The sequence below is a fragment of the Gordonia terrae genome (genome assembly GCF_001698225.1).
Classification (GTDB): Bacteria; Actinomycetota; Actinomycetes; order Mycobacteriales; family Mycobacteriaceae; genus Gordonia; species Gordonia terrae.
The window spans coordinates 5,398,483-5,420,892 of record NZ_CP016594.1 but is presented as its reverse complement, the minus strand read 5'-3'; the positions used below and the strand labels follow the sequence as shown (position 1 = coordinate 5,420,892).

At 67.3% G+C, this 22,410-nt stretch carries 15 protein-coding genes and 1 pseudogene; 11 read left to right on the top strand and 5 right to left on the bottom strand.

The window, feature by feature from the left end; genetic code table 11:
• The first annotated feature begins 37 nt into the window (after nucleotides 1–37).
• From BCM27_RS24025 to BCM27_RS24000, 6 genes are all read left to right on the top strand, one after another.
• Nucleotides 38–1,081, top strand: coding sequence for a sugar-binding transcriptional regulator (locus BCM27_RS24025; RefSeq protein WP_004020469.1), 1,044 nt, complete (start codon nucleotides 38–40; stop codon nucleotides 1,079–1,081).
• A complete protein-coding gene (locus BCM27_RS24020) occupies nucleotides 1,078–2,436 on the top strand; it encodes an ABC transporter substrate-binding protein (RefSeq protein WP_004020468.1) in 1,359 nt (452 codons plus the stop codon). The genes BCM27_RS24025 and BCM27_RS24020 overlap by 4 nt, the downstream gene beginning before the upstream one ends.
• Before the next feature lie 2 nt (nucleotides 2,437–2,438).
• On the top strand, nucleotides 2,439–3,392 hold the full coding sequence (locus BCM27_RS24015) for a carbohydrate ABC transporter permease (protein WP_004020467.1): 954 nt from the start codon (nucleotides 2,439–2,441) through the stop codon (nucleotides 3,390–3,392).
• Nucleotides 3,392–4,279, top strand: coding sequence for a carbohydrate ABC transporter permease (locus BCM27_RS24010; protein WP_004020466.1), 888 nt, complete (start codon nucleotides 3,392–3,394; stop codon nucleotides 4,277–4,279). Before BCM27_RS24015 ends, BCM27_RS24010 begins: the two co-directional genes overlap by 1 nt.
• Before the next feature lie 106 nt (nucleotides 4,280–4,385).
• A complete protein-coding gene (locus BCM27_RS24005; RefSeq protein ID WP_004020465.1) occupies nucleotides 4,386–5,492 on the top strand; it encodes an ABC transporter ATP-binding protein in 1,107 nt (368 codons plus the stop codon).
• 62 nt (nucleotides 5,493–5,554) lie between these two features.
• A complete protein-coding gene (locus BCM27_RS24000; RefSeq protein WP_004020464.1) occupies nucleotides 5,555–6,337 on the top strand; it encodes a sulfite exporter TauE/SafE family protein in 783 nt (260 codons plus the stop codon).
• 70 nt (nucleotides 6,338–6,407) lie between these two features.
• On the opposite strand, the gene BCM27_RS23995 is transcribed toward BCM27_RS24000, so the two are convergent.
• Nucleotides 6,408–7,361 carry a DUF808 domain-containing protein gene (locus BCM27_RS23995; protein ID WP_004020463.1) on the bottom strand — a complete coding sequence of 318 codons (954 nt, stop codon included), beginning with the start codon at nucleotides 7,359–7,361 and terminating at the stop codon, nucleotides 6,408–6,410.
• A gap of 132 nt (nucleotides 7,362–7,493) precedes the next feature.
• Nucleotides 7,494–8,813: an MFS transporter gene (locus BCM27_RS23990; RefSeq protein WP_033204149.1), complete on the bottom strand. Its 1,320-nt coding sequence runs from the start codon at nucleotides 8,811–8,813 to the stop codon at nucleotides 7,494–7,496.
• Nucleotides 8,814–8,929: 116 nt separating this feature from the next.
• Here BCM27_RS23990 and BCM27_RS23985 point away from each other — a divergent pair, with 116 nt between their 5' ends.
• From BCM27_RS23985 to BCM27_RS23965, 5 genes and pseudogenes are all read left to right on the top strand, one after another.
• A complete protein-coding gene (locus BCM27_RS23985) occupies nucleotides 8,930–10,606 on the top strand; it encodes an AMP-binding protein (RefSeq protein ID WP_004020461.1) in 1,677 nt (558 codons plus the stop codon).
• Nucleotides 10,607–10,670: 64 nt separating this feature from the next.
• On the top strand, nucleotides 10,671–11,876 hold the full coding sequence (locus BCM27_RS23980) for an acyl-CoA dehydrogenase family protein (protein WP_004020460.1): 1,206 nt from the start codon (nucleotides 10,671–10,673) through the stop codon (nucleotides 11,874–11,876).
• An 8-nt stretch (nucleotides 11,877–11,884) separates the two neighbouring features.
• Nucleotides 11,885–12,961, top strand: a complete 1,077-nt coding sequence (locus BCM27_RS23975) for an acyl-CoA dehydrogenase family protein (protein ID WP_004020459.1) — start codon at nucleotides 11,885–11,887, stop codon at nucleotides 12,959–12,961.
• A gap of 256 nt (nucleotides 12,962–13,217) precedes the next feature.
• Nucleotides 13,218–14,911 (top strand): annotated as a pseudogene (locus BCM27_RS23970) (HNH endonuclease signature motif containing protein).
• 329 nt (nucleotides 14,912–15,240) lie between these two features.
• On the top strand, nucleotides 15,241–16,887 hold the full coding sequence (locus tag BCM27_RS23965; RefSeq protein ID WP_004020456.1) for an acyl-CoA synthetase: 1,647 nt from the start codon (nucleotides 15,241–15,243) through the stop codon (nucleotides 16,885–16,887).
• A 149-nt stretch (nucleotides 16,888–17,036) separates the two neighbouring features.
• On the opposite strand, the gene BCM27_RS23960 is transcribed toward BCM27_RS23965, so the two are convergent.
• From BCM27_RS23960 to BCM27_RS23950, 3 genes are all read right to left on the bottom strand, one after another.
• Complete coding sequence (locus tag BCM27_RS23960) at nucleotides 17,037–19,529, bottom strand: polynucleotide kinase-phosphatase (RefSeq protein ID WP_004020455.1); 2,493 nt, start codon at nucleotides 19,527–19,529, stop codon at nucleotides 17,037–17,039.
• Nucleotides 19,517–20,938 carry a 3' terminal RNA ribose 2'-O-methyltransferase Hen1 gene (locus BCM27_RS23955; RefSeq protein WP_033204260.1) on the bottom strand — a complete coding sequence of 474 codons (1,422 nt, stop codon included), beginning with the start codon at nucleotides 20,936–20,938 and terminating at the stop codon, nucleotides 19,517–19,519. The genes BCM27_RS23960 and BCM27_RS23955 overlap by 13 nt, the downstream gene beginning before the upstream one ends.
• 152 nt (nucleotides 20,939–21,090) lie before the next feature.
• Complete coding sequence (locus tag BCM27_RS23950; protein WP_004020453.1) at nucleotides 21,091–22,386, bottom strand: competence/damage-inducible protein A; 1,296 nt, start codon at nucleotides 22,384–22,386, stop codon at nucleotides 21,091–21,093.
• Nucleotides 22,387–22,410 lie beyond the last annotated feature (24 nt).

Below are 22,410 nucleotides of genomic sequence, written 5' to 3'. Positions count from 1 at the left end.
GTGGTGACGGCGAATGGACGTGAAGGGGCACCCTCGGATGGCACCTCGAAAGTCGGCGATCGGCGCGGAGGGGGAGACCCATGCCGTGCCGCGTGTGGCCACGCCGCGCGGCGGTGGCGACTCCGGCCAGGATCTGCGACTCCTTGTCCGCGCCGCGACCATGTACCACCTCGAGGGACTCACCCAGGCCGAGATCGCGGGCCGACTCGGGGTGTCGCGCCCGACGGCCGGCCGGCTCGTCGCGCGAGCCAGGGCACAGGGTCTCGTGCAGGTGTCGGTATCGGCCCCGGCGCACCTGTCGGCATCCATCCACACCGATCTGGAACGCGCGGTCGAGGAGACCCTGGGGCTCGACGAGGTCCTCGTCATCGACGAGGTCGCCGACGGCACCACCACCGGCAACGCCGCCCTCGGTCGAGCGGGGGCGTCGGTGCTGACCCGACGGATTCAGCCGACGGACACCTTCGGATTCACCTGGGGGCCCGAACAAGTGGCCGTCGCCGACGCCATGGCTGCGTCCGCCTCGTGTCAGCGGGTCGTGCAGATGGACGGCTCGATGACCTCCGTCGAGTACCACACCGGCGTCGACCACGCGCTCTCGCGATTCTCCGAACGGCTCCATGCCCGACCGCTGCGGCTGGTCGCACCGCTCTACGTCGACCCGGAGACGGTCACCGCCGTGAACCGTGATTCGATCCTGTCGCAGGCACTCTCGGCGGCGCGCGGTGCGCAGGTGATGTTGTTCGGTGTCGGCTCGGTGTCGACCTCGACAACTCTGTTCGAGGGCTCGTTCATCGACGCGGTCGTCCTCGACGAACTGCTCGACCTCGGCGCGGTCGGGGAGATCGGCGGACGCTTCTACGACGCGAACGGCGGCGCCGTCCCCTCCAGCCTCGTCGACCGGACCGTCTCGGTATCACTCGACGCGGTCCGTGCCTGCCCGACCTCGATCCTCGTGTCCGGTGGGACACACCGTCGCGAATCCATCCTCGGCGCGCTGCGTGGTGGCTACGCCACCATTCTCGTCACCGATGTGGAGACCGCCGAATGGCTTGTGATGCAAGAGAAAGGCGAACAATGACGTTCTCCCGACAGCGAGTGCGATGGGCGCTGGGTGCGATGATCGCGACCGTGGCGCTGGTGCTCACCGGCTGCTCCGGCGCGGGTTCACTCACCGGCGGCGGAGGTCGCGAGATCACCGTCGCGATGGTCTCCAACTCGCAGATGCAGGACGCGGTGAAGCTGTCCACGCAGTTCGAGGAGCAGAATCCCGGCGTCTCGGTGCGGTTCGTGACCCTCTCCGAGAACGAGGCGCGCGCCAAGATCACCGCATCGGTGGCCACCGGCGGCGGTGAATTCGACGTCGTGATGATCAGCAACTACGAGACCCCGATGTGGGGCGAGTACGGCTGGCTCGTGAACCTGACCCCGTATATGGACGCCGATCCCGACTACGACGCCGACGACTTCATCCCGACGCTGAAGACGGCTCTGTCCCACGACGGTTCGATGTACTCGGCGCCGTTCTACGGCGAGTCGTCATTCCTGATGTACAACAAGAAGTTGTTCGCCGAGGCCGGGGTGTCATTGCCGCCTCAGCCGACGTGGCCCCAGGTCGCCGAAGCGGCGGCGAAACTCGACAACGAGCGCACGGCGGGGATCTGCCTGCGCGGCAAACCCGGCTGGGGCGAGGTGCTCGCCCCGCTGAACACCGTGATCAACGCGTTCGGCGGACGCTGGTACGACGAGGACTGGAATGCGCAGCTGGACAGTCCCGAGGTGGCCGCAGCGGTGAAGTTCTACGTCGACACGGTCCGGAACCACGGTGAGGCCGGCGCGGCGTCGTCCGGGTTCCAGGAATGCGGAAACCTGTTGTCGCAGGGCCAGGTTGCGATGTGGTACGACGCGACGTCCGCGGTGTCGGTGCTGGAGAGCCCGGACACCTCGTCGATCGCGGGTGACGTCGGCTACCTGCCCGCCCCGAGCATGGCCAAAGGCGACAACGGCTGGCTCTACACCTGGTCACTGGGCATCCCCACCAGCAGCAAGCACCAGGACGAGGCGTGGAAGTTCATCCGGTGGATGACCAGCAAGAGCTACATCGAGTACGTCTCGGAGACCCTGGGGCCCAGTCACGTACCGCCGGGCAGCCGCCTGTCCACGTACGAGCTGCCGGCCTACAAGGAACTCGCCGCCCCGTTCGCCGAGCAGACGCTGAGCGCGATGCGTGCGGCGAACCAGCTGAAGCCGACCCTGCAGCCGGTGCCCTACACCGGCGTCCAGTTCCTCGCCATCCCCGAGTTCCAGGATCTCGGAACCCGTGTGAGCCAGCAGATCTCGGCAGCGATCGCCGGCCAGATCAGCGTCGACGACGCGCTCGCGCAGGCGCAGGAGTACGCCCAGGTCGTCGGCAAGTCCTACCAGAGGGAGCAGTGATCATGGCCACCGCAGTCTCCACTCCGCCACCCGACACCGCGCCGACGGCGCCGCTGAGGTCCTCGCGCGATCACGTCACGCGTGCCGAGGGATGGCGCCGACGTGGTCCGCTTCTCCCTGCCCTGATCTTCCTGATCGTGGTCACCCAGATCCCCTTCGTGTTCACGCTGTACTACTCCACGCAGTCGTGGAACCTGGTGCGCCCGGACTCGCGAGCATTCGTCGGCCTCGACAACTACGTCGCGGTCTTCGGCGACAGCCAGTTCTGGCGAGTGACCGTGAACACGATCCTGTTGATCGTCGGCACCGTACTGATCTCGGTGCTCCTGGGCCTGCTCTTCGCGCTGCTGCTCGACCGGAAGTTCCTCGGCCGCGGGGTGGTCCGCACGTTGCTGATCACTCCGTTCCTCGTCACCCCGGTGGCGGCCGCGCTGCTGTGGAAGACCAGCCTGCTGTCGCCGACCAACGGTCTCGTCAACTGGGCCCTGAGTCCGTTCGGCATCGAGACCGACTGGCTGTCGGAGTTCCCGCTGATGAGCGTGATGGCCGAACTGGTCTGGCAGTGGACGCCTTTCATGATGCTGCTGATCCTCGCGGGTCTGCAGTCGATGCCCCGTGACATCCAAGAGGCGGCGCGCGTCGACGGCGCCACCAGCTTCCGGCTCTTCCGGGAACTGACGCTGCCGCACCTGCGTCGCTTCATCGAACTCGGTGCGGTGCTCGGCGCGATCTACCTGGTCAACACCTTCGACGCGGTGTACATGATGACCTCTGGCGGCCCGGGAGTGTCCAGTTCGAATCTGTCGTACTACATCTACCAGCGCGCGTTCCTCGGCTTCGACATCGGCCAGGCCGCGGCGATGGGCGTGGTGACCGTGGTCGGCACGATCGTCGTCGCCACCCTGGCCCTGCGGCTGATCTTCACATCATTCTCCGGAACAGAGGAGCCGGCCTGATGACCACCGACATACGCTCCGACCGTGCTTCGGCGGGTAGCGCAGACGACAAGCCCGACACCGAGATCCGACGTCGGCGCCGGCCACGTCAAGCGGCGCTGACCGCGGTGACCTGGATCCTCGCGATCGGCTTCTTCTTCCCGGTGCTGTGGATGGTACTGACCGCGTTCAAGCAGGAGAGCGACGCGGCGACGAACCCGCCGACCTTCTTCTTCGAACCGACACTGCAGCAGTTCCGGGACGTTTTCGACGCGGGAATCGGTACACCCCTGCTGAACTCGGTGTTCGCGACCATCGTCTCGACGATCCTGGTGCTGTTGCTCGGCGTACCCGCGGCGTTCGCACTGTCACTCCGGCCGGTACGCAAGACCAAGGACGCGCTGTTCTTCTTCATCAGCACCAAGATGCTGCCGATCGTCGCCGCGATCATCCCCCTCTACGTGATCGTCGGCGAGATCGGGATGCTCGACAACATCTGGACCCTCATCATCCTGTACACGGCCATGAACCTCCCGATCGCCGTGTGGATGATGCGCTCGTTCTTCCTCGAGGTGCCCGGGGAACTGCTCGAGGCCGCCAGCATCGACGGCGCGAGTCTCTGGACCTCGGTGCGCGAGGTGATCCTCCCGCTGATCTCGCCGGGAATCGCAGCGACAGCACTGATCTGCGTGATCTTCTCCTGGAACGAGTTCTTCTTCGCCGTCAACATGACCGCGGTCAACGCGCAGACGATGCCGGTGTTCCTGACCGGCTTCATGTCCGGTCAGGGTCTGTACTGGGCGCAACTGTCCGCGGCGTCGGTGCTCGCCGCGCTCCCGGTCGTCATCTGCGGCTGGATCGCCCAGAACAAACTCGTCCGCGGCCTCTCGTTCGGCGCGATCAAGTGACAGCTCAGTTCGGCATCGCGCCATCGGTCCCAGCGCGGCGCAATCAAGTGACCCGTCCCCTCTGACACGCACTCGCACAACACCTTTGTAGAAACCGGAGAACATCATGGCTTCCATCACCTACGACAAGGCCTGCTGCGTCTACCCCGGCGCGGACAAGCTCGCCGTCGACTCGCTGGACCTGGACATCGCCGACGGTGAGTTCGTGGTCCTCGTCGGGCCATCCGGGTCCGGAAAGTCGACGGCGCTGCGGATGCTCGCCGGTCTCGAGGAGATCGATTCCGGCCAGATCCGGATCGGCGGGGACAACATGGTCGGCGTCGCCCCGAAGGACCGGGACATCGCGATGGTCTTCCAGAACTACGCGCTGTACCCGAACAAGACCGTCGGCGAGAACATGGGCTTCGCGCTCAAGATGCGCGGTGTGCCGGCCGAGAAGCGCAAACAGAAGGTCGCCGAGGCGGCCCGCTTGCTCGACCTGACCGACTTCCTGGATCGCAAGCCCGCCAAACTCTCTGGCGGACAACGGCAGCGCGTCGCCATGGGCCGCGCCATCGTTCGCGAACCCCAGGTCTTCTGCATGGACGAGCCGCTGTCGAACCTCGACGCCAAACTCCGTGTCCAGACCCGCACTCAGATCGCTGCCCTGCAGCGACGCCTGGGCACCACGACGGTTTATGTCACACACGACCAGGTCGAGGCGATGACGATGGGCGACCGCGTTGCTGTGCTCAAGAATGGTGTCCTGCAGCAGTTCTCCACGCCGACGGAACTCTATGACCGACCGGTGAACTCGTTCGTGGCGGGGTTCATCGGATCTCCGGGCATGAACCTCTTCGTCGCACCGGTCGTCGACGGCGTGATCACCGTGTCGGGTGCTGCCGTGGACATCGACGCCGAAGCGCAGGCGGCCCTGCGTCGTTCCGGTCTCGACTCGGTCGTCGTGGGCATCCGTCCGGAGCACCTCACGCTGTCGGACAACGGCACCGGCCTCAACGCCGATGTCGCTCTCCTGGAGGAGCTCGGCAGCGAGAGCTACATCTACGCCAACCTCGCCGACGACTCGGTGCGCAACCTCGACGGCGACCCGATGGTGATGGTCGCGCGGTCGGCCGAGCGGGCACCCGCCAAGCGGGGCGAGGGCATCCGCCTGCGCCAGTCCGACAGCGCGGTGCACCTGTTCGACCCATCCAGTGGCGACCGCCTCAACTGACAGAAGGCTCGAAGCCACCCCGGTGAACCCGCCGAATCTCCCGGAGGGCACTCTCGGAGACTGTGACCATCTGGGAACTGGCCGCCGTGCTCGTCGCCGGCGTCGGGGCGGGAGCCATCAACGCCCTCGTCGGAAGTGGGACGCTCATCACGTTTCCGACGCTGGTCGCTTTCGGGGTTCCGCCGGTGACCGCGACCATGTCCAATGCGATCGGTCTGGTGGCCGGCGGGGTGTCGGGTACGTGGGGTTATCGGCGCGAACTCGAGGGGCAGTGGATGCGTCTCCGCTGGCAGATGCCGGCGTCGTTCGCCGGCGCGATCATCGGCTGCTGGCTCCTGCTCCACCTGCCCGAGACGGTGTTCGAGACGGTCGTCCCGGTCCTGCTCGTCGCCGCGCTGATTCTCGTCGTCGCGCAGCCCTACATCCAGAAATGGGTGGGTGGTCGCTCCACTCACGGCGGTGATCTCACACCCCCGCATCTCGGTCCCGTGCGGATCGCCGCGATGACCGTCGGGACATTCGCCGTCGGCGTCTACGGCGGGTACTTCACCGCTGCGCAGGGCATCCTCCTGATGGGCGTCCTCGGGGTGATCGTCCCCGATCACCTCCAACGGATGAACGCCGCGAAGAACCTGCTGAGCCTGGTCGTCAACGTTGTCGCCGCCGTCACGTACACGCTTGTGGCGTTCGACCGGATCGACTGGTGGGCGGCAGCGGCCATCGCGATCGGCTCGTTGGCCGGTGGCTTCCTGGGCGCCAGATACGGACGTCGGCTCTCACCCCGCGCGCTTCGCGGGGTGATCGTCGTCGTCGGACTGATAGGCCTCTGGCGCCTGCTCGCGTGATCGGGCGCCCAGTCGACGGACAACGACGCCCAGTCGACGGAAGACGACGCACGGTCGACGGGTGCGGGGGTCAGTGCGCGGGGGCGGCGTCTTTCTTCCGGCGCGGGATGACGTGCAGGATCGCCACGATCACCGCACCGACGACGAGGCCGACGACGGCGGACAACACGGTGCCCGCCGTCCACGAGAGGACGGAGCCGAACCCGCCGTGGACAAGTTCGCCGAACCAGTGCTCGACGTCGTGGAGGCGGTCCGCCGGCCAGTGGAAACCGGCTTCGCCGACGTTGACGATCAGGATGTGACCGCCCACCCAGAGCATCGCCGCGATGCCGACGACCGTCAGCGTCGACATGATCGTGGGCATGGCGCGGACGAGACCCCGACCGGTCTTCTGGAGCAGGGGTGACTCGCGCTGTGCCAGTGCCAGACCGACGTCGTCCATCTTCACGATGATCGCCACGACGCCGTAGACGAGCGCCGTGATCAGGACGGCGACGACCACGAGGACGGCCAGGCGTGTCCAGAAGGGTTCGGACTCGACCGACGACAGCGAGATGACCATGATCTCCGCGGACAGGATCAGATCGGTGCGGATCGCGCCGCTGACCATCGTCTTCTCGAACTCGGGCCCGGCTTCACCGGCGGTCTGCTCCTCGGCGTGGTGGCCGCCGCCGATGGCCTCCCATACCTTCTCGGCGCCCTCGAAGCACAGGAAGAGGCCGCCGGCGATCAGCAGGTAGGGAAGGGCGCCGGGGAGGAACTGACTCAGGATCATCGCGACCGGCAGGATGATGAGCAGCTTGTTGCGGATCGATCCGATGGCGATCTTCCGCACGATCGGAAGCTCCCGGTCGGGGGTGAAACCGTGGACGTAACGGGGCGTGACGGCAGTGTCGTCGACCACCACGCCCGCCGCCTTGACGCTGGCCTTGCCGGCCGCCGCACCGATGTCGTCCAGGGACGCCGCGGCGGCCCGGGTGAGGGTCACGATGTCGTCGAGCAAGGCGACGAGACCACTGGCCACGGGAACCTCCGGGGTTCGAGGGGATCGAGTTCTCGAACAGTATGCCCACACGGACGCGGACCACACGCTTGGTGGCGGCCCGCGTCCGTTTCGTCGGATTCGCCCCTCGGGTACCGGATGGCGCCGTTCGGGTCAGGAACGGGCGGGGGCAGCCACTGCGTCGCCGGTGGCGTCGGTGGCGTCCCCGAGGGCCCGTGCCTTCCGCCGGATCGTCATCAGTGTCAGCAGTCCGATCGCGCTGGCGCCGATGAGGAAGTAGGCGGGCGCGAGTGAGTTGCCCGTGCGGTCGATCAGCCACGTGGCGATGTACGCGGCGGTGCCGCCGGCCAGGACCGTCGAGAGGTTGAAGCCGAGCGCCACGCCGGTCAGACGGACCTTCGTGTCGAACAAGGACGGGAACAACGGTGCGGTGGCGACCTGGATCAGCGGGGTGCACAGCGCGAACACCGCGAAGGCGAGGGCCGCGACCGCGAGGCCGTGCCCGGTCATCAGGGCCATCGCGGGGTACGCGAGCGTCGCCGCCGTCAGCAGGCCGGCGATGAGGACGGGTCGACTTCCGTAGCGATCCACCAGGAGTCCCGCGATCGGCATGCATGCGGCGACGAACACGATGACACCGGCCGCGGTCCAGGTGACCGCGGTCTGGCTGTAACCGCCCTCACGCACGAGATGGATGCCGATGTAGGTGAGCACCATGTACCCGGTCGCGTTCTGCGCGATACCGAGACCGAGTACCTGCAGGACCTGGATCGGCTGGCTGCGCAACAGTTCTCGCAGCGGTGCCTTCGGGAGTTCGCGACGCTCGGCGGTCTTGGTGAACTCCGGCGAGTCCTCGATGCGGGTCCGCAGCCAGAGGCAGAGCAGCAACAGCGGGAGTCCGGCGACGAACGGGACTCGCCAGCCCCAGCTGTCCATCTGTGCCTCGGAGGTCAGTGCCGAGGTCGTCGCCACGACGATCGCGGCGAGCGCGAAGCCGCTGTTCGATCCCAGCGCGACGATCGACCCGCCCAGGCCGCGGCGCTTCGGTCCGACGACCTCGTAGACATAGGTGAGCGCACCACCGAGCTCGCCGCCCGCGGAGAAGCCCTGCAGCAGCCGGGCGACGACCAGCAGGATCGGCGCGAGGACCCCGACCGCGGCGTACGTCGGCAGCAGGGCCATCAGCGTGGTGCCCACACCCATCAGGATGACCGACACCAGCAGCGCGCGTTTGCGGCCGAAGCGGTCGCCGAGGCGGCCGAAGAAGATGCCGCCGATCGGCCGCATGAGGTACGCCGACGCGAACACCGCGAGGCTCGACAACAGGGACGCGGTCGGGTCGTCGCTCGGGAAGAACAGCGGGCTGACCACCACCGCGAGGTATGCGTACACCGTCAGGTCGTAGTACTCGACCACCGTTCCGACGCCGGCGGCGATCACCGCACGCCGGCTCCGTTGATCCTGGGTTGCCATGGGGTCTCTTTCTGAGGGAAGGGCGCTGGGAGCACTAATATGTACATATTTAGTGAGACGTGGGTTACTGTAGAACGCGACACGAGCAATCGGCAAGAGTTCCCAGAGGAAACACCATGCGTCCCACGCACTCTCCACATCCCGACCTCGCCGAGCAGTACCGGGCGGCGGGCCACTGGCGGGACAAGACCGTCGACCACTTCGTCGAGCGCGCCGCCGCGCTGTATCCGGACGTCGTCGCGATCATCGACGGTGACCGGCGACTGACATTTGCCGACGTCGAGCGCGAGTCCCTGCGCCTCGCCGCCGCGCTGTACGACCGCGGCGTCCGACCGGGGGACGTGGTGTCCTTCCAGCTCCCGAACTCCGCCGACGCGGTCGTCGTCTTCCATGCGATCCACCGGGTTCGCGGTGTCGCGAACCCGATCGTGCCGATCTATCGCGAGCGTGAAGTCGGTTTCATTCTGGGCCAGGCACGAACCAAGGCCGCCTTCGTTCCCGGAACGCACCGGGGCTTCGATCACGAGGCCATGTATGCCTCTCTGCGGCAGCAACTTCCGGAACTCGAGCTGGTGGTGACGACCGGACGCGCGACCTCGGACGCCGGGGCTGTCGACCTCATGTCGCTGATCGATTCCGCGACGCCGGAGATGATCGAGACCGTGCGCGCGCTGCCCCGCGCCGATCCCGACGACGTCTGCCTGCTGCTGTACACGTCGGGAACGACCGCGGACCCGAAGGGGGCGTTGCACAGTCACAACACGCTGGTCTTCGAGAACAGCTCGATGATCGAAACGTTCGGGCTCAACGAGCGCGACGTCGTGTTCAACCCGTCACCGGTGACGCACGTGACCGGGGTGAACTGTGCCCTGACCCTGCCGTTCCTGCTCGGTGCGCCGGTGGTGCTGCAGGACGTGTGGGACCCCGAAGTCGCGCTGACCAGGGTGCTCGAGAACAACGCGAGTTTCATGATCTTCGCAACGCCGTTCCTGCGGGGCCTGCTCGAGGCCGCCACCGTGCGGGGCGTCCGGACCCCGTCGGTGCGGTACATCATCTGCGGGGGCGCCGACATCCCGGACTCGCTGGTGACCCGGGCGACCGAGGTGCTCGGCACCGTCACGCGGATGTACGGGGCCACGGAGGGACCCTCGGTGACGTCGGCGAACAGATCGGATGATCCGTACCTGCGGACCGGCACGGATGGACGCGTGCTGGCCCCGACCGAGGTCATCGTGTCCGACGGAGCCGGGGGCGGCGCTGCGACCGGCGTCGTCGGGGAGGTGTTCTGGCGCGGACCCGACACCTGTCTCGGATACCTCGACGCCTCGCTGAACGAGGAGGCCTTCACCGCCGACGGGTTCTTCCGCAGCGGGGATCTCGCCTACTTCGACGCCCAGGGCGGCATCCACATCACCGGCCGGATCAAGGACATCATCAACCGGTCCGGCGAGAAGATCAGCACGCACGATGTCGAGAACGAATTGAGCGAACACCCCGCCGTCACCGAGATCGCGGTCGTCGCCGGGCCGGATCCCCGGACCGGAGAGCGTGGGTGCGCCTTCGTCGTCACCCGGGACGCCGTCGATCTCACACTCGAGGAGGTACGGGAGTTCCTCTCCGCGAGAGGAATCGCGATGCAGAAGGTTCCGGAGAGCATCTTCGTCGTCGATTCCCTGCCGAAGACGGCGAGCGGGAAGATCCAGAAATTCGCCCTCCGCGACTGGACGCGCGACCGTGCGGTCACACCGCCACAGATGCAGGCCGTGACCATCTCCGCTGCACACGAGAGATGAGAAGCGCTGCGTCAGTGAAACTCCGAGTACGACCGCCACACCGAGCAGGACAGGGACAACGAGAATGACGACCACGATGCCGGGCGCGATCACGCTCGACGACTACGAAACCCAGGCACGGTCCTGGCTCGACGCGGAACTCCCCGCGCGGGCTACACAGGAGCACGAACCGAACTACGCCATCTTCCACAACCGGACCCACGACGAGGAACGCGCGCTGATCGACGCGGCTCGGGCCTGGCAGGCACGACGCGTGGACGCGGGCTTCGGCGCGATCACCTGGGGTCCGGACTGGGGCGGCCCGGGCCTGACAGCGGGTCATGAACGCGTCTATGTGAATCTCGAACGCGGGTACCAGACGCCCGAACGCCATGAGAATGTCTTGGTGACAGTGGAATTGGTCGCGCCGACCCTGCACGCGCTGGGCACCGAGGAGCAGCGGCAACGGTTCGTCCGCCCGTTCCTGCGCGCGGACGAGCTGTGCTGCCAGCTGTTCTCCGAACCCGGAGCGGGTTCGGACCTCGCCGGGTTGTCGACGAAAGCGGTGCGTACCGGGGACACCTGGCGGATCGACGGCCAGAAGGTGTGGAGCTCCGGCGCGCAATTCTCGGAGTGGGGTCTGCTCATCGCCCGGTCCGACCGGTCGGTGCCGAAACACAAGGGCATGACCGCATTCATGGTGCCGATGGACACGCCCGGCGTCGAGATCCGGCCGATCCGGCAGATGTCCGGCGGATCGACGTTCAACGAGGTCTTCCTGTCCGATGTCGAGCTGCCGGATTCCCTGCGGGTCGGTGCCGAGGGCGACGGATGGAAGGTCGCGCTCACCACACTCGGTTTCGAACGGAACTCCAGCGCCGGAATCGTCAGTGCCGGTGGCAACAGCGTCGATCTCGCTCGTCTCGTCGACCGTCTCGGGCTGTCCGACGACCCGCTTGTCCGGCAGCGCCTCGGGGACGCCGCGATCTACGAACGGGCAGCGGCACTGATGGTGGCGCGCTACGCCGAACGTGAGCGCGCCGGTGCCGTCCCGGGAGTCGAGGGTTCCATCGGGAAACTCGTGTGGACGCAGAACCTGAAGCGCGTCGGCGACGCGGCAGCATCGTTTCTCGGCGACCGGATCATCGCCGACACCGGTGAGTCCGACACCTTCGCATGGTCGGAGCATCTACTCGGCGCACCCGGCTACCGCATCGCGGGCGGCTCGGACGAGATCCAACGGAACATCATCGGCGAACGCGGCCTCGGACTGCCGCGCGAACCCCGCTAGGAGTACACATGCCCATCGAACTCACCGTGGAGCAGCGCGATCTACAGGCTGCCCTCACCGATGCGTGGTCGGATCACGCTCCCGCACAGGATCTCTGGTCGTCGATTCGGGAGCTCGGCCTGACCGAGATCCCGTTCCCCGAGGACCTGGGCGGGGCCGGATACGGGTTGAAGGACGCGTCGGTCGTGATGACCGCCCACGGTCGCCGTCTCGGTTCCTCGCCCTATCTCTCGTCGGTGATCATGGCCGGCCTCACCCTGCTCCACGCCGCCGACGACGAGGGCAGGCGAGCGCAGCTGCCGGCCATCGTGACCGGTGAGCGTCGTGCGGCGCTCGTCTGCGGTTCCGCGGTCGTGTCCTCGTCGATCGACGCCGAACTCTCCGAGCGGGGCACGCTCCTCCTGAACGGTCGTCAGGACGTCGTCCTCGACGCCGCGTCGGCCGACGTGCTGGTGGTCGTGGCGCACAGCGCATCGGGGGTGGAGCTGGGTGTCGTGGAGGGCGGCGCTGCCGGAGTCCGCCGCGATGTGCGCGAAAGCCTCGATCTCACAAGGGAGTTCGCCTGCGTCGAGTTCGCGGGCGCGGAAGCGGTCCGGGTGTCGGGTCCGCAGCTCGCGAAACGCCTGGGCCGGGCGCGCTCGCTGATGATGATCGCGCTGGCCGCCGAGCAGGTGGGGATTGCCCGCCAGTGCCTCGAGATGACCGTGGACTACGCGAAGACGCGGCAACAGTTCGGCCGGACCATCGGGTCGTTCCAGGCGCTCAAGCATCGCCTCGTCGACATGCTGGTGGCCACCGAACTGGCTGAGGCAACCGTCCTCGACGCTGCGGACGCCGACCGCTTCGACGACGTGGAACTGGCCGAGCGTGCCGCCTCGGCACGGGTGCTGGCCTCGCGCGCCGCGATGTTCGCCGCCGAGGAGGCCATCCAGATCCACGGCGGCATCGGGTTCACGTGGGAGCACCCGCTGCATCATCACTTCCGGCGGGCCAAGACCGATCAGCTGCTGTTCCAGGACCACGCCGTGCACGTCGACACCGTCGCCCACGCGATGCTCGGACGGGCTCGCGCGACGTCGGTGTGATGGTCGGCGGAGCCGCCCTTCTGCTGGCTGGGCCACCTCCGGGCGTCGGGGTGCCGCCCTCGCTGCTGGTTGAGCCGCCCTCCCGCTGGTTGAGCCGGCACCGAGCGTAGCGAGGCGCCGAGTCGAAACCACCTGTCGGCCATTGCGGCTGCGCAACAACAGATCCGGTATGTCGCGTGCAGCTTGTGGACTGATCTCCGGAATCGTCGGTGGCGGCGTTTAGATTGGTGGGTAACAGATCACGCCCCGGCCTGGGGTGGGTCGGGGTCAGCGTGTCGGGGGGTGCGTGGTGGCGGTGTGGACCGATCTGCCGGGCGAGTTCGTCGCCGGGGTCGATCCTGCCCGTGCTGGCGAGACCGACATGGTGCTGTTGATGGCCGGCCTCGACGCGACACGACGCGGCGAGTCCTATCTGGCATGGCACCGGTATCAGACGATCGCGGTGATGGCCGACCGTCTGGTCACCACCACCGCCGACGGGTTTGTGATGGACGGCCACGCCGACTGCGCGGCCCGTATCGCCCGCCAGGGCGGGGTGTCGCGTCGGCAAGCTGAAGTTCTGATCGATGAGGCGATTGCGCTGCGGGACCGGTTACCGGACACCGCGGAGACGCTGCGGGACGGGATTGTGTCGCAGTGGCAGATCCGGTTGATCCTCTCGCGTACCGAGTTGATCCCCGCCGATGACCCGATCACTCCGGTCCTCGACGCCGAGATCGCCGCAACGCTGCGCCGCCGCACGGGGTGTGGGACCGGGCCCGCCTGCGGGACATGGTCGATCGGCTGGTGTTTCGTCATGATCCGGATGCGGTGCGTGAACGCCGCAAAGATGCCCTGGACAAGCGTGGGGTGTGGACCCATGAACTGCCTGACGGGACCGCCGAACTGACCGCAGTGATGTCGGCAGAGAACGTACGAATCGCGGCCAAAGCCGTTGGCATTCTCGCTGACGCGGTCTGCAAGCGAGACGGCCGCACCAAAGGGATACGGCAGTCCGATGCGATGTTCGCGCTGTTGACCCGGACCAGCTTCGAGTGTCAGTGCGACGACGACGAGCCCTGCATCGCCGTCATCCAGGACCCGCAGAGTGTGCTCGACGCGGTCCGTGCCGAGGTCGTGATTCATGTGGTCACCGATGCTGCGACCCTGGCCGGAGCGCCGGGGGTGGGGTTCCTCGACGAGCACGGCATCATCTCCGATGAGCATGTGCGTGACCTCGCCGCCCGCCCTGATGCCACCCTCACTCCGGTCACCCCGGCCCGCACCCAACCCACCTACCTCGCAAGCCTCGACGATGCACAGCGGACCGCGCAGCGTCCGGCGTCGGCTGCGGAAACCCGCACAGGTGGCGACACCCATTCCGCCGCAAAGACACCTGACAGCACAACCGATACCGCTGCTTCGGTGGCGGTGGTGTATCCGGCGACCCATCCCGGTAACGGGTATCGGCCCACCGGGGCGTGCGCCGATTTCGTGCGCGTCCGGGACGGATACTGCACCGAACCCGGCTGTACCCGTTCGGCGTTCGACTGCGATCTCGACCACGTCACCGAGTACGACCACACCCACCCCACCCAGGGCGGGGCAACCTCGAGTGAGAACCTCAACGCCAAATGCCGCGCCGGGCACCTCCTCAAAACCCACGGCGACTGGATCGATGAGCAGTACCGCGACCCGGATGGCCGGCTGGTCACCGAATACCTCACCCCCGAAGGCGTCACCGTTCCCGGAGACGCCGAAACGTTAGAAGACACCTTCCCCAACCTGCGGCGCATCCGCTTCGAACAAGCAGCCCAAGCCCCACCCACCCCACACATCATCGCGTCCGCCGACAACCCCGAGCGCACCCACAGCCGACTCGACGCCAAACTGGCCCGCCGGCGACACGAACGCGCCCGCAACAAACAAGCCCGCGAAGAACTCGACCGGTTGGACCCGCCGCCATACTGACGCGAGAGGGCGTGGGGGCTTCGACTCGGGACAGTCAGTGGGGAGGCTCCAATCTGATGACGTGAGTTGTCAGACTTGGTAGCCTGTCGCCACGAGTTCGCCGCTCGCTGATCCCGCGATCGGGGCTGCGAACGGTGGCCTCGGCGCGAGATGTCGTGAATACAGCAGTGCGCACACCGGTTTGGGCGAAACGGACATCGTTCGTCGGCGTCGGCAATATCCTGCACCTGTATCGCGGCTGGTGACGAAGGTGACCAGAGGTGCGTCGACAGCGCAGCCGGACCAGAAGAAGGCGACAACGCGGCCCAGCCGCGAAAGGTGGGGTGGACATGGTCTCGGTGACCGGTGCAGTCGGCACGGTGGTCGAATCGGCGCAGGACGCGTTCGGCGCGTTCAAGGTCCTCAGGCGGGCGGGTCTGGTGGATCCGACGCGACCCAAGGAACTGTTGACGACGGTCAAGCGTGCCAAGATCATCGGCCCGTGCGCGGCAGCAGTGGCGCACGGGGCCGACGAGTATCCCGAGGCCGGAGCGGTCGCCGACGAACACGGCGAGCTCACCTTCGGTGAACTGAACGCACACGCCAACGCGCTCGCGAACCACCTGCTGTCGTCGGGGATCAAGCCCGGAGCGGTCATCGGTGTCATCGCGCGGGACCATCGTGGCCTGCTGACCACCATGAGCGCCGCGGGCAAGGCCGGGTTCCGCCTCGCCATGATGAACACCGGATTCGGCAAGACCCAGTTCGCCGAGGTCGCTGAACGCGAGAAGATCGTCGCGATGCTCTACGACGAGGAGTTCACCGACCTCGCCGACTCCCTGCCCGCCGACACCCTGCGCATCGTCACCTGGATCGACGGCAACCGCCCGATCGGCGACGCCGTCCGGACCCTCGACGACATCGTCTCCGGAGGCGACACGTCCACCCCGCCCGAACCGGCAGAGTGGGGCGGGCTGGTCATCCTCACCAGCGGTACCACCGGCCTGCCGAAGGGTGCTCAGCGGTCGAAGATGTCACCGTTCGCCAGTGCTCTTCTCCTGGACCGTATCCCGATTCCGCAACGCAGTTCCATGGTGATCGTGTCGCCGATCTTCCATTCCACCGGGTTCGCGCTCTGGGGCGTGGGCACCGCCCTGGGAAACAAGACCGTGGTGATGCGCCGGTTCGATGCGGAGAAGACGCTCGCGGCGATCGCCGAACACAAGGCGGAGGTACTGGTGGCGGTGCCGACCATGTTGCACCGCATGGTCGCGCTCGGCCCCGATGTCATCGGCAAGTACGACGTGTCGTCGCTGAAGATCATCGTGCTCGCGGGTTCCGCACTGTCGCCGACACTTTCGGAAGCAGTGCAGGACACCTTCGGCGACGTGCTCTACAACCTGTACGGCTCGACCGAGGTGGCGATCGCGACGGTCGCGCAACCGAAGGAGCTCCGCCTGGCGCCGGGCACGGTGGGTCGCGCGCCGGTCACCAGCCGGTTGGCGCTCTTCGACGACGACGGCAAGCGGATCTCCGGAACCAACGTGCGCGGAAGGTTGTTCGTGCGCAACGGTGCCCCGTTCGAGGGGTACACCGACGGACGCAACAAGGAGATCATCGACGGTTACATGTCCACCGGCGACATGGCCCGGTTCGACGAGCACGGACTCCTCCACATCGACGGCCGCGACGATGACATGATCGTGTCCGGCGGCGAGAACGTCTACCCGCTCGAGGTCGAGAACCTCCTCGGCCGCCATCCCGACATCGACGATGTCGCGGTCATCGGTGTCGACGACGACGAGTACGGAAAACGCCTGCGCGCCTTCATCGTCGTCGCCGAACACGCCAACCCGACGCCCGAGGACATCAAAGCCCACGTCAAGGGTCACCTGGCCCGGTACAAGGTGCCGCGCGACATCGTCTTCACCGACGAGCTGCCGCGCAACCCCACCGGCAAGCTGGTCCGCCGTCACCTACCCACCGGGCCGCTCTGACCCTTCGTGGCTCGTCGCTTGCGCTCCTCGCACCTCAGGGAGCAGAGGGGCGGTCGCTTGCGCTCCTCGCACCTCAGAGAGCAGAGGTGTGACCGCTTGCGCTCCTCGCACCTCAGTGGGCGGGGGCCTTCGGCTAGGGGAGCACGGGGTCAGAGCCGCGGGTCGACGGCCTCCGACTCCATTGCGAGGACGCCGAACACGCACTGGTGGACGCGCCACACGGGCTCTCCGGCCGCTGCTCGGCGGAGTGCTTCGAGCCCCAGCGCGTACTCGCGCAGCGCCATCGACCGTTTCAGGCGGAGGTTGCGGTTCTTGAGACGGGACAGTGTCGACGGATCGGTGTAGTCGGGACCGTAGATGATCCGCAGGTACTCGCGCCCGCGGACCTTCAGCCCCGGCTGTACGAGGCCCTTGGGTCCGCGCACGAGATTGCCGAGCGGCTTGACGACCATGCCCTCGCCGCCGCTCTCGGTGAGGTCCTCCCACCAGGTCACGCCGGCCGCGCGAGACGACTCCGCAGTGGTCTCCACGACGAGGCGACGGGTGGTCCGGAAGAGTTCCGGGTCCGCCGCGACCAGGCGGTCGGCGATGTCGAGGTGCCACTGATGGTCTCGGGTCTCATACGTCGCGGCATCCCCGGCGAGGACCTGGAAGGGCGCCACCTGCACACCCAACGGTGAGGCGATCGGTTGAACGTGGTGGCGATAGGAGTCGACGAAGAGGCCGGCGTTCACGGCGCGCATCCGGGTCCTCGCGAGTAGATCGCCGACGTCCGCGCCTCGCGCCTCCGCAGCCGTCAGTACGTCGATCGTGGCCGGCAACGCGGACGTCGCCGCGGCGCCGACCCTGGCGTACTGACCACGAATCATCGCCTCTGCCTTCGCAGTCCACGGCAGTACCTCGGCGTCGACGAGGAGGTGGGCGGTGTCGAGCTCCGCCCACAAACCGGCGGCGGCGACGGCCTCGGCGATCCGCGACAGCACTGCCGTCTGCCGTTGATCGGCGAAGAAGGCGCGTCCGGTTCGCGAATGAACGGAGCCGGACCCGTCGCGCGCCACCCGGATGACAGCGCGGGACCCCATGTGCTTCTCCTCGCAGATGACCCGAGCGACCGAGTGCTTTGCGTAGTGGTCGAACGCCTGATCCGGGTGCTCCAGGAATCCGTCGCGCGACGAACTGTCCACCGGCGACATCGTCGGCGGCAGGTACAGCAGCTCCGCCGGTGGGATCGCGAACCTGCTCATCACTTCCAGTGCGCCCGCGGCGGTCTCGTCGCGCACGGAGACGCGGCCCAGGTGGTGGGTGTCTATGACGCGATGCCCGAGGACGTCGCTCAGTGCCAGCACCTCCGGGCGGCGCGACGGCGGGGCCAGGGGGCGAACGGGCTGGTAGTACGTCGACCGTGCGGGTACCGACACCACCTCTCGCTCGGGGTATCGCAGGGCCGTGAGCTTTCCCCCGAAAACGCACCCCGTGTCCAAGCACATCGTGTTGTTGATCCACTGGGTATCCGGCACCGGCGTGTGCCCGTACAAGACCGTTGCCGCACCGCGATATTCGTCGGCCCACGGGTAACGGATGGGCAGGCCGAACTCGTCGGTCTCGCCGCTGGTGTCGCCGTACAAGGCGAACGCCCGCACCCGGCCGGACGCCCGGCCGTGGTACTTCTCCGCGAGTCCTGCATGTGCGACGACGAGTCTGCCGTCGTCGAGCACGTAATGGGCGACGAGGCCGTCGCAGAACCGGCGCACCTCGGCGACGAATGCATCGTCCTCGCCCGCGAGCTGGTCCAAGGTCTCCTGGAGGCCGTGGGTGGCCTTGACGTTACCACGACCCAGTGCTCGAACGAGTTTCGCCTCATGGTTTCCCGATACGCACAGGGCGTTTCCGCCGGCGACCATACCCATCACCAGTCGAAGAGTGCCCACCGAGTCCGGGCCGCGATCGACCAGATCGCCGACGAACACTGCTCGGCGGCCATCCGGATGCACGGCGTCCACTGCGCGGCCGTCGTCGCGACGGACCGCGTATCCCAGTCGTTCGAGCAGGACTTCCAGCTCGTCGCGACACCCGTGCACGTCGCCGATCACGTCGAATGGACCGTGTTCGTGCCGCCGGTCGTTGAACAGACGCGTCCGTACGATCGACGCTGACGCGACGGCCTCTGGGGAGTCCAGGACGTGGATCGTGCGGAAACCCTCACGCTTCAGATTGCGCAGCGACCGCCGTAGTTGGTCGTGCTGACGCTTGACGACGTGGGCGCCGAAGTCCCGATCCGGTCGAGAAGCGTTGCGCTCCAGCGTGAGCGCGACAGGAAGGTCGAGGACGATCGCCACCGGGAGCACATCGTGATCCTTGGCCAATGCCAGCAGCGACCGGCGTGCCGATGCCTGCACGTTGGTGGCGTCGACGACGGTCAGCCGGCCGCGATCGAGGCGCTTGCCCGCGATGTACTCGAGCAAGCCGAACGCATCTGGCGTCGCTGCCTGATCATTCGGGTCATCCGAGATCATCGCCCGGCACTCGTCACTCGACACGACTTCGGTCGGACGGAAGTGGGTGGCCGCGAAGACGGACTTGCCGGAACCACTCGTTCCGACCAGGACGACCAGGGACAGTTCCGGAATGCTCAGTTCGGCCATGCTGTTCCCCCCGTCGTCGTCAGTTCGGTGAACACGGCCATCTGCGTCGGCGACCCGAGCTCCTCATCGCACTCGCCGACGGACCGGAGATCGACGGCGTACCCGTAGGATTCACCCACCGAGCGGGCCCAGGTCCCGAACTCTTCTCGGGTCCACTCGAAACGGTGGTCGGGGTGTCGGAAGCCGCCGGCGACCAGCGCCGGATACCGCACGTTGTACTCGCTGTTGGGTGTCGTGACGACCACCCGACGAGATCGCATGGTCCCGAAGACGTTGTCGACGACCGCCGGGAGCCGGGGCGGGTCGATGTGTTCGATGACCTCCATGACAATCGCCAGATCAAGACCTGCGAGTCGGTCGTCCTCATACTGCAGCGACGACAGCAGCAAGGTGAGGCGCTCGGACTGACGCTCGGTCATCCGGTCGACATGCAGGCGCCTGGCCGCCTTCGACAGGGACGAGTCGGACACGTCTGTGCCGATCACCTTTGTCACGCCGCGCAACTCGAGCAACGCACCGAGCAGTGCTCCCGGACCACACCCGAGGTCGACGATCGTCGTCGGCCGGAACTCCTGCACCACATCCAGGACCGCGTCGTGCCTCAACCGCACCAACGGTCGCGAGACGTCGGGTTCGGCTTCTTCCGCCGCGTCGTCGACCGGCCGGTCGTCGAGTTCGACCAGCCGTTGCGTGGCAGCGTCTTTCAGCCCACGCTGGTGGGCCAGGTAGCGATGGGTGATCAATTCGCGCTCCGGGTGGCCGGCAAGCCATCCCGATCCGGCTCGGATGAGCTTGTCCACTTCGTCGTCGCCCACCCAGTAGTGCTTGGCGTCATCGAGTACGGGCAGCAGGACATACAGGTGATTGAGGGCGTCGGCCAGACGAAGTGAGCCGACCAGGGTCAGTGACACCAGTGGCGCAGCTCCCCATTCGGGCCGAGTGGCATCCAGGTCGATCGCGTCGGCGGTGACGGCCCACCCCATGGGTTCGAACAGGCGGCGGACCAGGGCAGGGTCGCCCGGGACCACGGGGAGGGCGATCGTCAGATCCAATTCCGAATCCGCGAGTTCTTCCCGATGCGCGCAGCGTCCGTGCAGGGCCGACCGGAACACCTTTCCCATCGCCACCGCCAGCAACGACGACGCAACGTAGGGGCGGTCGTTCACGTATTGCCCCAGCGCGAACCCGTCCCGAGCTCCAGAACGCCCCCGCACCAGGGAAATCGGATCGACCTCGATGACCATCGCGGCCGTGCACCGATCGGCGTCGACCTCGGGGTAGAAAACGTGAGCTGTGCCGCCGTATACATCGAACGCCTGCACCTTCTCCGGGTGCTTGTGCAGCAGAAAGCCGAGATCGCTCGGTGTGTCGAGAGTCGGGGAACGTTCGGCGGAGATGGTCAACAGCATCAGCACAGTCTGACTGAGCGGTGGTCACCGGGAAACAGGTTTGTCGCCTCGGAACCCTTCGAGGCTCGTCGCTATCGCTCCTCGCACCTCAGGGAGCGGAGGGGTGTCGTCGCTATCGCTCCTCGCACCTCAGGGAGCGGAGGGTGTCGTCGCTATCGCTCCTCTAAAGCAGAGGTGGTTGCGGCGAGTGAACGCACGACGAGATGCAGTGCGGCGGTGGTGGTCAGCGAGCGGACACGCTCGCGGTCGCCGGGGAACCTGCGGGTGACGGTGACCGTGGGCCTGTCGCGGAGGGCCACGCCGAAGCACACGGTCCCGACCGGCTTCGTCTCGGTCCCCCCGCCGGGACCGGCCACGCCGGTGGTCGACACCGCGACGTCGGTGCCGAACCGGGTGAGCGCGCCCTCGGCCATCGCGGCGGCGACCTCGACGCTGACGGCCCCGTGCGTGGCGATGAGCTCGGCCGGGACATCGAGCAGATCCGACTTGGCGTCGTTGGAGTACGAGACGACACCGCCCATCACGTAGGCCGACGATCCGGGCCGGTCGGTCAACCGGGCCGCGACGAGTCCGCCGGTGCACGACTCGGCGGTCGAGATCAACCTTCCGCCCAGCGCGGTGACCAACTGATCGTCGATCGTGGAACCGTCGGTCGAGAAGATCTGTCGCCCATGATGTTCGACGAGGAGTTCGAGTAGGGCGTCATAGACCGGCGCGTCCGCGGCGGCGAACCGGGTGACCATGTCGAGCTCGCCGCGCCGCAGGCAGGTGGTGATCTCGAGTCGATCGAAGTCGGGGACAGCGGTCTCGGCAGACCGGAGCGTCTCGGCGAGTTCGGCTTCGAGGAGGCCGTAGGCGCGGATGGTGGCCTGCCGGAGGTCGTCGGCCCGGGACAGGACGTCGGCCACGGCTGCGGTGGAGATCGCGGTCGGCCACATCGCCTGGAGTTCGCCGGGTGGGCCGGGCAGGACGACGATCGTCGGCACACCGGCGGCAGCGGGGATCACGACACCCGGCGCGGTGCCGGTGGGTGGCACCGGGGCCGCACCGACCGGCACGAGCGCCTGCTTGCGGATCCCTGTCCGCGTCGGGCCGGAGTCGACATCGAACCCGACCCCGCGCCAGCGCTGGATGATCGCGGCGATGTGCTCCTCGAGTGCGGGATCGAGGAGCAACTCGCGGCCGCAGAACTCCGCGACGGTTGCGACCGTCAGGTCGTCGGCGGTGGGACCGAGCCCGCCGCTGGTGACGATGAGATCCACCTGCTGCTCGGCGAGGAAGCGAAGCTGGGCGGTGAGGTCGCCTGGTCGGTCGCCGCAGATCGTGATGTGGGCGACGTCCACCCCGAGTTCGAGGAGTTCCTCGGACAGCCAGGGGCCGTTCTGGTCGGTGATCCGACCGGTCAGGACCTCGGTTCCGGTGACCACGATGCCTGCGCGCACACTCACGGCATCGAGCCTAGTGGTGTGTCC

Bases quoted from the DNA above. Each gene is read 5' to 3' on its own strand.
- BCM27_RS23975 (WP_004020459.1), top strand. From the start codon at position 11,885: ATGCCCATCGAACTCACCGTGGAGCAGCGCGATCTACAGGCTGCCCTC.
- BCM27_RS24015 (WP_004020467.1), top strand. From the start codon at position 2,439: ATGGCCACCGCAGTCTCCACTCCGCCACCCGACACCGCGCCGACGGCG.
- BCM27_RS23980 (WP_004020460.1), top strand. From the start codon at position 10,671: ATGACGACCACGATGCCGGGCGCGATCACGCTCGACGACTACGAAACC.
- BCM27_RS23955 (WP_033204260.1), bottom strand. From the start codon at position 20,938: ATGCTGTTGACCATCTCCGCCGAACGTTCCCCGACTCTCGACACACCG.
- BCM27_RS23965 (WP_004020456.1), top strand. From the start codon at position 15,241: ATGGTCTCGGTGACCGGTGCAGTCGGCACGGTGGTCGAATCGGCGCAG.
- BCM27_RS24020 (WP_004020468.1), top strand. From the start codon at position 1,078: ATGACGTTCTCCCGACAGCGAGTGCGATGGGCGCTGGGTGCGATGATC.
- BCM27_RS23985 (WP_004020461.1), top strand. From the start codon at position 8,930: ATGCGTCCCACGCACTCTCCACATCCCGACCTCGCCGAGCAGTACCGG.
- BCM27_RS24025 (WP_004020469.1), top strand. From the start codon at position 38: ATGGCACCTCGAAAGTCGGCGATCGGCGCGGAGGGGGAGACCCATGCC.
- BCM27_RS23990 (WP_033204149.1), bottom strand. From the start codon at position 8,813: ATGGCAACCCAGGATCAACGGAGCCGGCGTGCGGTGATCGCCGCCGGC.
- BCM27_RS24010 (WP_004020466.1), top strand. From the start codon at position 3,392: ATGACCACCGACATACGCTCCGACCGTGCTTCGGCGGGTAGCGCAGAC.
- BCM27_RS23960 (WP_004020455.1), bottom strand. From the start codon at position 19,529: ATGGCCGAACTGAGCATTCCGGAACTGTCCCTGGTCGTCCTGGTCGGA.
- BCM27_RS24005 (WP_004020465.1), top strand. From the start codon at position 4,386: ATGGCTTCCATCACCTACGACAAGGCCTGCTGCGTCTACCCCGGCGCG.